Annotated in this window: 11 protein-coding genes; 4 read left to right on the plus strand and 7 right to left on the minus strand. The window is 57.3% G+C overall.

The window, feature by feature from the left end:
- Nucleotide 1 precedes the first annotated feature (1 nt).
- The 5 genes from kdpB to LW884_00975 form a co-directional block, all read right to left on the minus strand.
- Nucleotides 2-1,999, minus strand: coding sequence for a potassium-transporting ATPase subunit KdpB (kdpB, locus tag LW884_00955; GenBank protein ID MCE3006905.1), 1,998 nt, complete (start codon nt 1,997-1,999; stop codon nt 2-4).
- Nucleotides 2,000-2,007: 8 nt separating this feature from the next.
- Nucleotides 2,008-3,702: a potassium-transporting ATPase subunit KdpA gene (kdpA, locus tag LW884_00960; GenBank protein MCE3006906.1), complete on the minus strand. Its 1,695-nt coding sequence runs from the start codon at nt 3,700-3,702 to the stop codon at nt 2,008-2,010.
- 242 nt (nt 3,703-3,944) lie between these two features.
- Nucleotides 3,945-5,249 carry a sigma-54 dependent transcriptional regulator gene (locus LW884_00965; protein MCE3006907.1) on the minus strand — a complete coding sequence of 435 codons (1,305 nt, stop codon included), beginning with the start codon at nt 5,247-5,249 and terminating at the stop codon, nt 3,945-3,947.
- 224 nt (nt 5,250-5,473) lie between these two features.
- Nucleotides 5,474-6,109 (minus strand): hypothetical protein, encoded by a 636-nt coding sequence (locus LW884_00970; GenBank protein ID MCE3006908.1) that lies wholly within the window; start codon nt 6,107-6,109, stop codon nt 5,474-5,476.
- A 1-nt stretch (nt 6,110) separates the two neighbouring features.
- Nucleotides 6,111-6,557, minus strand: a complete 447-nt coding sequence (locus LW884_00975; protein MCE3006909.1) for a GNAT family N-acetyltransferase — start codon at nt 6,555-6,557, stop codon at nt 6,111-6,113.
- A 170-nt stretch (nt 6,558-6,727) separates the two neighbouring features.
- Here LW884_00975 and LW884_00980 point away from each other — a divergent pair, with 170 nt between their 5' ends.
- The 3 genes from LW884_00980 to LW884_00990 all read left to right on the plus strand — a co-directional run bounded on the left by LW884_00980 (nt 6,728) and on the right by LW884_00990 (nt 10,452).
- A complete protein-coding gene (locus LW884_00980; protein ID MCE3006910.1) occupies nt 6,728-7,294 on the plus strand; it encodes an NAD(P)H-dependent oxidoreductase subunit E in 567 nt (188 codons plus the stop codon).
- Nucleotides 7,295-7,297: 3 nt separating this feature from the next.
- Complete coding sequence (gene carA / locus LW884_00985; protein MCE3006911.1) at nt 7,298-8,410, plus strand: glutamine-hydrolyzing carbamoyl-phosphate synthase small subunit; 1,113 nt, start codon at nt 7,298-7,300, stop codon at nt 8,408-8,410.
- A gap of 293 nt (nt 8,411-8,703) precedes the next feature.
- Nucleotides 8,704-10,452: a T9SS type A sorting domain-containing protein gene (locus LW884_00990; GenBank protein MCE3006912.1), complete on the plus strand. Its 1,749-nt coding sequence runs from the start codon at nt 8,704-8,706 to the stop codon at nt 10,450-10,452.
- A gap of 677 nt (nt 10,453-11,129) precedes the next feature.
- On the opposite strand, the gene rpmA is transcribed toward LW884_00990, so the two are convergent.
- Together rpmA and rplU are read right to left on the minus strand one after the other, a co-directional pair.
- A complete protein-coding gene (gene rpmA / locus LW884_00995; protein ID MCE3006913.1) occupies nt 11,130-11,387 on the minus strand; it encodes a 50S ribosomal protein L27 in 258 nt (85 codons plus the stop codon).
- A gap of 14 nt (nt 11,388-11,401) precedes the next feature.
- Nucleotides 11,402-11,761, minus strand: a complete 360-nt coding sequence (gene rplU, locus LW884_01000) for a 50S ribosomal protein L21 (protein ID MCE3006914.1) — start codon at nt 11,759-11,761, stop codon at nt 11,402-11,404.
- Between the two features lie 58 nt (nt 11,762-11,819).
- Between rplU and LW884_01005 the strand changes: the two genes are divergently transcribed.
- Complete coding sequence (locus LW884_01005) at nt 11,820-12,698, plus strand: hypothetical protein (protein MCE3006915.1); 879 nt, start codon at nt 11,820-11,822, stop codon at nt 12,696-12,698.
- Nucleotides 12,699-12,744 lie beyond the last annotated feature (46 nt).

The following is a 12,744-nucleotide window of genomic DNA, read 5'->3' on the forward strand; positions in this document are numbered from 1 at the left end:
ATTAGAAGAGTTGAAGTACAAGGTCAATCAGTTTGATACCGACAAAGGGCGTGAGCAGGCCGCCCAGGCCATACACCAGCAGGTTGTACCGCAGCAGGCGTAGTGCACCTACGGGGCGATAAGCCACCCCACGCAATGCCAGGGGCACCAGTGCGGGAATAATGAGTGCATTGAAGATGACTGCGGACAAGATGGCGCTCTGGGGTGAAGCTAGCTGCATCACATTCAGCACCTCCATACCCGGTATGCTCACCATAAAGAGCGCGGGCAGGATGGCAAAATACTTGGCAACATCATTGGCAATAGAGAAGGTGGTGAGCGCCCCCCGGGTAATGAGGAGCTGCTTGCCTATCTCCACCACTTCTATCAATTTGGTGGGGTCGTTGTCCAGGTCTACCATGTTGGCCGCTTCTTTAGCAGCCTGGGTTCCGCTGTTCATGGCTACCCCCACATCGGCCTGCGCCAGCGCTGGTGCGTCGTTGGTCCCATCGCCCATCATCGCTACCATGTGCCCTTCGGCCTGTGCTTTTTGTATATACGCTAGTTTATCCTGTGGTTTGGCTTCGGCAATGAAATCATCCACGCCCGCCTTTTGCGCGATGTAGGCGGCTGTTAGGGGGTTATCCCCGGTTACCATCACCGTCTTTACCCCCATCCTGCGTAGCCGCTCAAAGCGGGCCTCTATTCCGGGCTTCAGTATGTCCTCCAGCTGTATCACCCCCCGCACCTGCTCATTCTTGAGTAGCACCAGCGGCGTACCCCCATTCTGGGCGATGGTGGCCACCCGCTGCACCACCTCCTGGCTCATCTCGTAGCCCGCCTTTTCGGCTTTGTGGCGCATGGCATCGGTGGCCCCTTTGCGGAGGCGTGTACCATCGGGCAGGTCTACACCACTGCTACGTGTTTCGGCAGAAAAGGGTACAAAGGTACCCGTGGTAGCGGTAGGCCTGGCTCCATTTCTCAGTGCCAGCTCCACGATGGACTTACCCTCGGGTGTCGTGTCTGCCAGGCTGGCTATCAGGCATTCCTGCACAAAGTCCTCTGCCGCCACTCCCGGCGCAGGCCAGAGCGCAGTGGCGCGCCTGTTGCCCAGGGTTATGGTGCCCGTCTTATCCAGCAGCAGGGTGTCTATGTCTCCGGCTGTTTCTACGGCTTTGCCACTCTTGGCCAGCACATTGGCCCGCAGGGCCCGCTCCATACCTGCTATGCCTATGGCACTGAGCAGGCCCCCGATGGTAGTGGGAATGAGGCAAACAAACAGGGCAATGAGTGAGGCTATGGAGAGCGCCGTATTGGCATAATTGCCGAAGGGACGTAACGTGACAGTCACTATGAGAAAGATGAGCGTGAACGATGCCAGCAGCAGGGTAAGCGCCACTTCGTTGGGCGTTTTTTGCCGTTTGGCTCCCTCTACCAGTGCGATCATCTGGTCCAGAAAGGTGTGGCCCGGTTCGCTGGACACGCGCACCACAATGCGGTCGCTCAGCACAGTGGTGCCCCCCGTTACGCTGCTGCGGTCGCCACCGGCTTCGCGTATCACAGGGGCTGATTCGCCCGTTATGGCGGATTCATCTATGCTGGCCATCCCCTCCACGATCTCTCCATCAGTAGGCACCATGTCGCCTTTCTCACAGACAAAGAGGTTGCCGCTTGAGAGGCTGGTGGCACTCACCTGGGTTTCGCTACCATCGGCAGCTAGCAGGCGGGCAGGGGTGTCGCGCCGTGTTTTGCGCAGGCTGGCGGCCTGGGCCTTGCCACGGGCTTCGGCTATACCCTCGGCAAAGTTGGCAAACAGCAGGGTGAGCAGCAGCAGCAGGCTGATGGAAACATTGTAGGTAAGTTCTGCAACAGGGCCTGTGGCCGTCACCAGGCCCATCAGCAGGGTGCCCACCCACACGGTGAACATCACCGGATTTTTGACCTGAACCCTGGGGTCCAGTTTGTAGACGGACGCCGCCAGCGCCTGGCGGGCTTGTGCGGCTGTAAATAGCTTGAACATAGCGGTGTTTAGATGAGGGTGAGATATTCGGCCACGGGGCCCAGGGCCAAAGCCGGGAAAAAGGCCAGCGCACTCAGTATGAGCACGACAAAGAAGAGCAGCAGGCCAAAGGTGAAGTTGTCTGTACGCAGAGAGCCTCCCGTTTCGGGCAGGGTCTGTTTGGCAGCCAGCAGCCCCCCTATAGCTACCGGCCCTATGATGGGCAGGAAGCGAGCCAGCAGCATGATAATGCCTGTGGCATAGTTCCAGAAGGGTGTATTATCGCCCAGCCCCTCAAAGCCAGAACCGTTGTTGGCTGATGAGCTGGTCATTTCGTACAGCATCTCGCTAAAACCATGGTAGCCGGGGTTGGCCAGCCATCCGGTAGCATCGCCTTGGGTAGCCTGAATGTGGGCCGCCAGCCCCGTGCCCAATAGTATCAGCAGCGGGTGCAACAGAAATACCAGTGCCGCCAGCTTGATTTCGCGCGGCTCCAGCTTCTTCCCCCACAACTCGGGCGTGCGGCCTATCATCAGGCCACCCATAAAGACCGCCAGCACCACAAATACATACATGTTCAGCAAGCCTACGCCCACACCGCCCCAAAAGGCGTTTACCATCATGCCCAGCAGCAGGAAGGTGCCGGAAAGTGCGGTAAAGCTGTCGTGCATGGCATTGACCGACCCATTGCTGGTGCAGGTGGTGGTAACGCCCCACAGGGCGGAGAGGCCCGGCCCAAAGCGTGACTCCTTGCCCTCCATGCTGCCGTCGGGCTGATAGATATCCATTTGGGCAAGTGCTGCATTGCCCTGCACCTCCTGGTACACGGTGGGCAGCAGCAGCAGGCACAGGTAGCCCGCCATCATCACCCCATACAGCATCCACCCCAGGCGGGGTCGGCCTATGTATCGCCCAAAAGCAAATACCATGGCCATAGGCAGCAGCAGGATGGCCATCCACTCCAGCAGGTTGCTGGTCACGGTGGGGTTTTCCAGTGGGTGGGCAGAGTTGGGGCCAAAATAGCCACCGCCGTTGGTGCCCAGCTGCTTGATGGCCACCATGGGGGCAGAGGGGCCACGTGCAATGGTCTGCGTGGCACCCTCTAGGGTAGTCGCCTGTGCGGCACCCTCCAGCGTAGCGGGCACGCCATCTACCAGCAGGGCCACAGCCAGCAGTATAGCCAGCGGGAGCAGTATGCGTGTGGCGCTTTTCAGAAAAAACACATAGAAATTGCCCACCAGACCATTGCGGCTCTGGGTTATGGCGCGCATCACTAGCACCAGGGCGGCCATGCCCGTGGCTGCCGATACAAACTGCAGGTAGCAAAACACCAGCAGCTGGGTGAAGTAGCTGGCCCCCGTTTCGCCACTATAGTGCTGCAGGTTGGTATTGGTCATGAAGCTGATGGCGGTGTTGAAAGCCTGATGAAAGGGCATGTTGGGTATGCCATCAGGGTTAAGCGGCAGGCTGGCCTGAACCATAAGGATGACCAGCGCCCACAGGAAGAATAAGCCATTCAGCACCAGCAGGGCCAGCAGGTTCTTCTGCCAGCTATGCTCGGCTGCGGGGTCTATGCCCGCCAGGCGCAAGAGGCGACGCTCTAGCGGTGTCAGGAAGTCGAGCAGGGTGCGTTCGCCCCTGTAAACACGGGCCATGTAGCGGCCCAGCGGGTAGGCGAGCAGGGTGGTAACTGCTAATAGCAGCAACAAGGAGAGGTAGAGCATGGCTAAAATCTTTCGGGGTAAATGAGTACGTACAGCAGGTAGCCCGATAGGACTATGCAGGTAATCAACAGGAATACATCCATACGACAGGTGGTTTTAGCACCTCCTTATTCAACCCTGTGCCAGCACTTACATCTTTTTTTTATTACATTGATAATCAATTAAATAAAGTAAAATATAGACCTGCGCCACCGCAAAAGACCTATCATATTGATAGACCCGATTCTCAGAATGATAAATTTCTAACCCTCTAGCTGGTACTTATCCAGCTTGCGGTACAGGGTAGCTATGCCTATGCCCAGTGCCTCGGCGGCTTTACTCTTGTTTCCACCACACAGTTTCAGGGTCTGTAGTATGTGCGCCCGCTCCAGCTCCTCTAGCCGCTGTGGCATTGCCGCTGTGGTGTCAGGGTGCAGCACATACACCGGCAGATGCTCGGGTAGTATTTCTGCTCCGGCCGAAACGATGGCGGCCCGCTCCAGGGCATTGCGCAGCTCTCGTATATTGCCCGGCCAGGGATACTGTTCCAGTATGGTAGCCGCCACAGTGGATATGGCCGAAAGGTGGTTACTGGCGTGCAAAAAGTGGCGTGCCAGTAGCAGTATGTCTTGCGTGCGTGCTCGCAGCGCAGGTAGGGCAATCTCAAATACTGCCAGGCGATAATAGAGGTCGGCCCTGAAAGTCTGCTCGGCCACCCGCGTGGGCAGGTGCCGGTGGGTGGCGGCAATCATGCGTGCATCCAGGCGCATTTCGGTGGTATCGCCCAGGCGCATGTAGCCGTTGCCATCCAGTACTCGCAGCAGCTTGGCCTGTAGGTTTAGGGGCATTTCGCCTATTTCGTCCAGAAAGAGGGTGCCGCCCTTGGCTGCCGCCAGCAGGCCGGGCTTGTCAGCCAGCGCCCCCGTAAATGCTCCTTTTTTGTAGCCAAATAGTTCACTCTCCAGCATCTCGGCCGGTATGGCTGCACAGTTGATGGCCACAAAGGGGCCACCTGCCCGGCTGCTACCCTGATGGATGGCGCGCGCAAACTGCTCTTTGCCGGTGCCTGTTTCGCCTGTCAGCAGTACAGTGGCTGCTGTGGGTGCTACCTGCCGGGCATGCGCCACCGCAGCGGCAAAAGCCGGTGCCCGGCCTACTAGTGCACCCCATCCCGTGGCTCCGGCAAGGTTGTTCGTCTGGCTGGCAGCCTGCTGTGCCGCCAGCGCCACCCGCTGTAGCAGCAGGTGCTCGCTGTCGCCCTTTACCAGATAGTCAAAAGCCCCGCGCCGCATAGCCTCTACCCCATCGGCAATAGAGCCCTGCGCCGTGAGTACAATAAAAGCCGAAGTAGGCGACTGCTTGAGCAGGACAGGCAGGGCCCCCAGCCCATTCCCATCAGGCAGCCGCACATCCAGCAGCACTACCTGCGGTCGGTGCTTCAGCAGCTGCTTTTTACCCACCTCCAGGCTAGCAGCCTCTGCCACCACATAGCCCTCCAGCGCCAGTATGCGGGCATAGAGGCTACGCAGGTTCGGTTCGTCGTCTATAATCAGGCAGCTGGTAGACATCCAGCACAAAGGTAGAGGGAATCCATATCTCCGCACCGATTGTAAGCCGCCTCCTTCTTCGGCCATTCCAATGAGAAACAGGCGTGAAGCCCGCTAGAGGCGCAACAGTCATGCATGTGTAAGTTCCGAAGTATGAAATTTCACCGAGAACTAGCTTGTCAGCCTGCTCAAACAACACGAGCAAGGCGTAGCCGTGGCCGACCTTTGCCGCTCATACAGGATACTCAGCCAGCCAGGTCGCGATATTGCTCCGCAAGGGTATCAGCCTTGTCGTAGTCCAGCTCAAACACATCCAGGCTGGCCAGGTCTCGAAAGGAAATGGCGGGCAGCGGGCCATCCAGCTCCGTCAGCAGCCGGGCTCCGGCCCCATCCAGGTTCAGGATCAGGTTGGGCAGCAGGGGCATCAGCCGCTGCACGTATTCGGCCAGGCCCGGGCTATAGTGCGTTGTGCCCACATCCAGGGCAACCGGGCACAGCTCCAGCCAGGCGCACTGGCTAGCCAGCTGCCGCAGGGCCGCTGGCTGGGGCAGCGGCAGGGTATCCAGGTTCAGGCAGCATATCAGCTGCTGGTGGTGCAGGGTCGCTGGCAGCGCCCCTGTCGGGCTATCCATCGTCAGCTGGATAAGGCCCTTGTACGCAGGACTGGCTTGTAGCCACGCCTCCGCTCCCGCATGGTCGGTGCCAAAGTCGAGCACAATCTCTGGGCCACTCAGCCAGTCGGTTATCTCGGCTATGGTGTCTTCGGCAAGCTTCCGTATATGGCCACGCTCCAGGCAGAAGCTTATCATCCCTGCATCCAGGGCCGCGCAGTAGCGGGCATCCTGTAGCGTAACAATGTGGTTGACCTTGATAACAGCCATGCTAGCCCTCCGCTTGACTCTTATACTCCACTTCCATGGTAAACTCCCGCTCGTCTACCTGCCCCAGGCGACGAAAACCATTCTGGTAGAACACATACTCGGCCACCGCGTTTTCCCGGGCTATGGAGGTTCGGATGGCTTTCACGTCGCGCTTGTCAAAGATGTATTTTTTTGCCAGCTCTATGGCCCGGGTGCCATAGCCATTGCCCTGCTCATATTGGTCGATCATGATCCGGCTGATCCAGTATACGCCCGCCCAGTAGGCCACAATCATCATGCCCACCAGGCGCTGGTCCTTGTAGATGCCCAGCACCTCGCTCTGTGGCTCAAACTTGGCCTGGGCAATGCTAAACAGATTGTCGGGGATAAACTTTTGCTGCTCCTCCTCTACCCGTAGGCTTAGCACGCGTTCCCAGTTGGCTATCGTTAGCGGTTCTATGCGGATCATAAGCTGCAAACTTACGGCTTTCGTCCTCATTCCTGCTACCTTTATTCGGGTAGGGCTGGGCAAAATACATGTACTTGGCCCAATAGCCACCCCGCACAGCCCACAGGCTGGCGCATGTGAGGCCAGAGTGTGTATCTTGCGTGCGTATTGTAGTCAAAAGCTCCATTTTTATGGCCAGAAACAGTATTTCGTACCCACAGCCCCAGGATGACCAGACGGTCTACAGCTGGACAGAAGCAGAAAAAGCAACCCTGGAGAAACACATTGCGAAGTATCCGGAGAAGCGCTCGGCCGTAATGCCGGCCCTCTGGATGGCGCAGGAAAAGTGGGGCTGGCTGCCCCAGGGTGCCATACAGCTGGTGGCCGATACACTTGGCATGAGCTTTGCGCAGGTGTGGGGGGTGGCCACCTTCTACACCATGTATCTGAAAGAGCACAAGGCACCCAACCTGCTGGAAGTGTGCACCTGCTTTAGCTGTGGCGAGTGTGGGGGCCGAGAGCTGTATGCCGCTGCCCGCCAGAAGCTGAATGTGAACGAAGACGGCGTAAGTGCCGATGGGAAAATCTATCTGCGCGAGGCAGAGTGCCTGGGGGCATGCGATAGCGCCACGGTGGTGCAGATAAACAACCGCCGCCTGCGCTATAATGTAGATGAGGCCCAGCTGGAGGCCATAATCAGCCAACTGCGCGAGGGGGAAACATTTGATTTCCAATCGGTTCCACTAGCAAAACAATAGACGATGGACTGGACACCCGCTGTACTGATGCTCTCAGACGGTACCGTCTTCGAAGGCAGGGCCTGTGGTGCCCTGGGTACTACTATGGGCGAATTGTGCTTCAACACCGGCATGACGGGCTACCAGGAGATTTTCTCAGACCCCTCTTACCTGGGGCAGATCATTACCATGACCACCCCACACATAGGAAACTATGGTGCTGTGCCCCAGGAGATGGAAAGCGACAGCCCGAGGGTGGCCGGTGTGGTGATCCGCAGCTTCAGCGAGCTGTACAGCCGGGCTGGCCAGGCAGAGAGCCTACAGGCGCATCTGGCCAGAAACGGAGTGGTGGGCATCTCCGGTATCGACACACGCTCTCTGGTACGGCACATACGCGAGCGCGGAGCTATGAACGCCATCATCTCCAGCGAAACAACCCACACCAAAACCCTGCTGACCCAACTGGCAGCCTGCCCCAGCATGGAGGGACAAGAGCTGAGTAGCAAGGTATCGACCCACGAGCCGTACTGGACCGGGCCAGAAGATGCCGCACTGCGCGTGGCAGCGCTAGACCTGGGCATGAAGCGCAGTATAACTACCTGCCTGACCGATCGCGGGCTGCGTGTAAAGGTATTCCCGGCAAAAACCCCGGCCCAAACGCTACTGGCGGAGGATGTAGCAGGCTTCTTCCTGAGCAATGGCCCGGGCGACCCGGCCATTATGGACTACGCAATAGAAACCGCCAAAAGCCTGATAGAAAGCCGAAAACCCGTGTTTGGCATCTGCCTGGGGCACCAGATCATTGCCCTGGCTGCCGGGGCCCAGACAGAAAAAATGCGCTTTGGCCACCATGGTACCAACCACCCGGTAAAGAATCTGTTAACCGGCAAAAGTGAGATAACCAGCCAGAACCACGGCTTTGTGGTGCGGGAGGAAAGCCTGAAACCCCTCCCTAACGTAGAAGTAACCCATAGACACCTGAACGACAACTCGGTGGCAGGCCTGCGCCTGAAGGATCGACCGGTATTATGCGTGCAATACCACCCCGAGGCTGGCCCCGGGCCGCATGATAGCCGGTATTTGTTCGACCATTTTGTGGAGCTGCTTGCAGCAGAGAAGCTGGACAAAACCCCCTAGCAGGGAGAACAAACTACCAGGGTCCTTATTCCGACCCGCCAGTCGGTACAACCCAATATTGAACTGCCCGGATCCACGGCGAACCGAGAACAGGGGCCAACTCAAAAACACAGGGGAACCCCGTGCAACCCTTGGCGACACTTAGCCGTACAAATAGCCGTAGGCGACAAACAAGCGTAGTGCTGCGGGGCGAATCTATTCTTTACAATTTATTTAAGGAAATCAGAAAAAAATTACGTAGCTTTGCCCGGTAAACTACCGAAAAGATCAGGTTTACTTCGATTTATCTATCAATGATACAGAAACGGTATACGCTTCACTTGCTTCTTCTTTGTGTGCTCTTCACCCACAAGGCATCTGCCCAGTTCTATAATGCGGGCGCTCCGATCCATGTCCAGTCTGGCGGTTCCATCTACGTGTCGGCAACCAATCTGGTGAACACCAGCAACGGAGCCAATGTAGGCACCGTGGACAACTATGGTGAGATCAGGATTGTAAATGGTGGATTCACGAACAGCAGCACCGCTACGGCCACGTTGCGCAACGGAAGCACCCTGCGCATGACCGGGAACTTTACGAATACCAGCACGCTGACGGCCGAAAACACCAGCCTCGTGCATTTTGACGGCGCCGGGGCCACAACCCCAGGCGTTCAGCAGGTGAGAACCAACCTGGCCGCCTCTGCTGTGATGGCAGCTGCCAGCCTGCCCGCTACCAACGTATTTGGCCGCGTGCTACTCACAACCCCCGGGCTAGATATGAGCGGCGTGGCTGGCCAAGCCCTGGCTGTTACCGACCACATCGACTTCAGCAACACTGGCATGCAGGCCAATATTATTGACCTGGGCGGGAGCGACCTGGTACTAGGCCCCAATGCCAGCTACAACAACAGCATAGTGGACATACCCGGTGCCGCAAGCCCGAATGCAAACCACCAGCGAGAGATGGTTGTAGGCGGCGATATCGTGCACTTCACCTCTGCAGGCCGCACCCTGTACCAGTTCCCCCTGGGGGGTACTAACGGCCCCAGCGGCCGCACCTTGCAGTCACTAAGGATTACCACCAGTGGGAATGTAACTCCAGACGTGGACCGCTTTGTAGCCAGCTGGCAGCCTGCCAAGATGCCCAACATAACAGTGTCAAACTGCCTGAGCACCGACAATCAGCTGATGCAATGGACCGGCACGTGGGCCTGGGAGGCCTTTCGACACAATACCGGTACTACAGCCTCTGTTCCAGCCCTAACCGGGGGACGTGAATACAACATCAATCTGAGATCCGTAGACGCAAACACGGGCGGGAACGCTGCCGGGACGGTTATTGTGCACGGCACTACCGCCATACCCACATCTGTACCTGTCAGTAGTATCGCCCACTGTACCCCACCCGATCCTTATGATCTTTCGTCTCAAAATCCGATGACAAGCTTCAGTTCTGGTGCAGGCTATACCATTAGCCCCACACCTCTGCCTGTGGAGAACCTGAGGCTACGTGCCAGCGAAGCTGGAGACTTTATCAGCCTGAACTGGAGTACCAGCAGCGAGATAAACAGTAGTCACTATATTCTGGAGCGCAGCCTTGATGGACTAAGCTACACAGCCGTATCGCAAAACATTGCTGCAGCCGGGTTTACAGATAATGCCAGCTTCTATAAGCACAACGACCATGGCGTTTCTTTCAACACCACCTACTACTACCGTGTACAGCAGTACGACCTGGATGGAGCTTCTTCTACCAGCAACGTGGTGCAAGCCATGCTGACGGCAGGGAATAACGGTTTCCGGGCCAGCTTTATGCCAAACCCTGCTACCAACACCCTGCGCCTGAGCGTATTCAGCCCACGGGCCCAGACCGTAACTTACCGCATGTATGATTACAGCGGAAAGCTGGTGGTAACCAACACCCTGGAAGTAGAGCAAGGAAGCAGCACGGTAGATGCCAGCCATGTACTAAACCGACTAGCCACAGGCACCTACGCCATTGTACTGGAAGCAGGTGGAGAGCAGATTCACCAGCGCCTGGCACACATGAAAGGCGAGTAGGTAACTAAAAATATCTCGTCATTAAGCGAGGGGGGTCGGAATATGTTCCGGCCCCCCTCGCTTTTTATAGAGCGTTGCATTCCAAGGGCCCCTATTCCGAGCTACGATGCGGCATACTGGGAACAGGGTCTGAGAAGAATGCCAGCAGACTGACAGACCGGGTGTCATATCCGAAGCATACACTCCCTTCACCCAGAACACAAAGAACATAACAAGGCATCCATGCCAGCCCAAGCAGGGCTCGGACTAGCCATACAAGACCAGCCAGAGTCTGGCGGCATAGGGGGCCAGTTCCCGTCTCCTCTCCACCCCACCGCCCAACATAAAAAGTTGAACGTGTAAAAAGCAGGCACCGCACTACTGCACCCAGACGGGCACAGGCCAATTAATCCCCCCCCGCCGCCACCACCCGGCAAAAGGCACTAACTGAAGTCCGCGGATAGACTATGCATTGAAAGGAACATGCCAGTTGCCAGGGAGCTTATTCGCTCGAGACAAGGAACCCTCCAGAACAGAAGTTGGGACAAAAACGAGGGCGAGAGAAAAGGCCAAACAGAGAAAAGGGTAAGCGGAACCGCCTACCCCTTATTTAGGTCTTTATTATACGCTTATCTACTCTCTCCTTCGAGTGAGAATGTCAGAACCCAGAGAACGGGAATGGAGAAAAGAACCTCGCCTTATTCCGCAATCGGGTCTACGTGTACGTACTTGCGTCCCTTACGCTCGCTGAAGTTAACGGTTCCGCTGGCCAGGGCGAAGAGGGTATGATCCCTGCCCACGCCCACATTCCGACCGGCATGTGTGGCGGTGCCCCGCTGGCGGATCAGGATATTGCCTGCCTTGGCATATTGGCCACCAAAGAGCTTAACACCAAGTCGCTTGCTCTCGCTCTCTCGACCGTTTTTACTACTACCTACGCCTTTCTTGTGTGCCATGACGAATAAAGGGATTAAGCGTTGATTGCTTCGATTTGAATTTTGGTCAGGTACTGACGATGGCCGTGTGTTTTCTTGTAACCCTTGCGGCGTTTCTTTTTGAAAACCAGTACCTTGTCATCTTTCAGATGACTCAGCACCTTTGCCTGCACAGTGGCACCCTTTACATAGGGTTTTCCAATCTGTACTTTATTGCCATCGGCAACCAGCATCACATCTTCCAGGGTAAGCACCTCGCCCTCCGCCTGAGGCAGGCGGTTGACATACAGATATTGATCTGCACTTACTTTGAATTGGTGACCAGCGATTTGAACTACTGCAAACATTTCTGGATAATTGAGCCTGCAAAGATAGGACATGTCGCGCCGAATCAAAAGCATTTTAAAATAAAAAACTTGGGAAGTTTGCACCGGGCGTGCTTATCTTGAGTGCATGGAACAGGATTTTTCTTTTTTGAGTGAGGCCGACGTGGCCAATGCCGACGAGCAGCACCTGGAGGCCTACGCGCAGCGCCTGGCTGCGGCCTTTGAGGCAAAGCCCACTGTAGCACTTGCGCAGGAGTGGCTGCGGGCGCAGCTGGCCCTGCGCAGGCCCGAGGTGCTAGCCAACTGCCTGGAGCGAGTGCGCAGCTGGCTGGACGAGATCCTGGGCCTGAAAACGGAGGAGGAAGCGACTGAAGACGAGTTGCTGCTGCTCATCCAGTGGAACGAGACGACCCTGCTGTGGTACCGGATGCAAGCCCGCCTGTCCGATAAGTTTGAGGAGCTGGCCTACTACGAAGAGATCCTGCACCATACATCCGCCCGCACCGAACCCAGGCTGCGGCTGGCTGGCCACCAGGCCCGCATACGCCTGCTGTGGGCCTGGCAGCTGTGGACGCAGCAGCGCCGCCAGCTGGGGCTAGGCCACAGCCTGCCCGCCGAGGTGGAGGGCTGGCTGGCCCAGCAACAGGCAGCCTGCGAAACCGAGGCCCGAGCTGAACTGGAAGCCTGGCAGGCCGAGGGAGAGCTACCGGCAGCCTTTGGCCTAAAACGGGAACTGGCCCTGCACCTGATGAGAAATGACAAACCGAATGAAGGCCTGGTGCGGCTAAAGGAGCTGGTAACAGACTGTGGCCTGCTGCCAGACTACCACGCTGGCATGCTCGGAGAGCGGCTGGAGGAGCTGGGCGAGATACTGAGCCAGTATGGCAAGGTGGAGGCTGCCCAGCGCTACCTGCACCAGGCACTAGCGGCCTACCAGGAGGCAGGCGAGGAATGGGAGGTGCACGCCGCCCAGGTGGAGAGCAGACTACAGGAGCTGGCACGGTAAAGATACGCCACTCAGCACGCCCTACTCCACCAGGAAGCGAAACACC

This window comes from Bacteroidota bacterium, assembly GCA_021300195.1.
Classification (GTDB): domain Bacteria; phylum Bacteroidota; class Bacteroidia; order J057; family JAJTIE01; genus JAJTIE01.

Excerpts from the sequence above, each read along its gene's own strand:
- kdpB (MCE3006905.1), bottom strand. The coding sequence starts at position 1,999 with ATGTTCAAGCTATTTACAGCCGCACAAGCCCGCCAGGCGCTGGCGGCG.
- kdpA (MCE3006906.1), bottom strand. The coding sequence starts at position 3,702 with ATGCTCTACCTCTCCTTGTTGCTGCTATTAGCAGTTACCACCCTGCTC.
- LW884_00965 (MCE3006907.1), bottom strand. The coding sequence starts at position 5,249 with ATGTCTACCAGCTGCCTGATTATAGACGACGAACCGAACCTGCGTAGC.
- LW884_00970 (MCE3006908.1), bottom strand. The coding sequence starts at position 6,109 with ATGGCTGTTATCAAGGTCAACCACATTGTTACGCTACAGGATGCCCGC.
- LW884_00975 (MCE3006909.1), bottom strand. The coding sequence starts at position 6,557 with ATGATCCGCATAGAACCGCTAACGATAGCCAACTGGGAACGCGTGCTA.
- LW884_00980 (MCE3006910.1), top strand. The coding sequence starts at position 6,728 with ATGGCCAGAAACAGTATTTCGTACCCACAGCCCCAGGATGACCAGACG.
- carA (MCE3006911.1), top strand. The coding sequence starts at position 7,298 with ATGGACTGGACACCCGCTGTACTGATGCTCTCAGACGGTACCGTCTTC.
- LW884_00990 (MCE3006912.1), top strand. The coding sequence starts at position 8,704 with ATGATACAGAAACGGTATACGCTTCACTTGCTTCTTCTTTGTGTGCTC.
- rpmA (MCE3006913.1), bottom strand. The coding sequence starts at position 11,387 with ATGGCACACAAGAAAGGCGTAGGTAGTAGTAAAAACGGTCGAGAGAGC.
- LW884_01005 (MCE3006915.1), top strand. The coding sequence starts at position 11,820 with ATGGAACAGGATTTTTCTTTTTTGAGTGAGGCCGACGTGGCCAATGCC.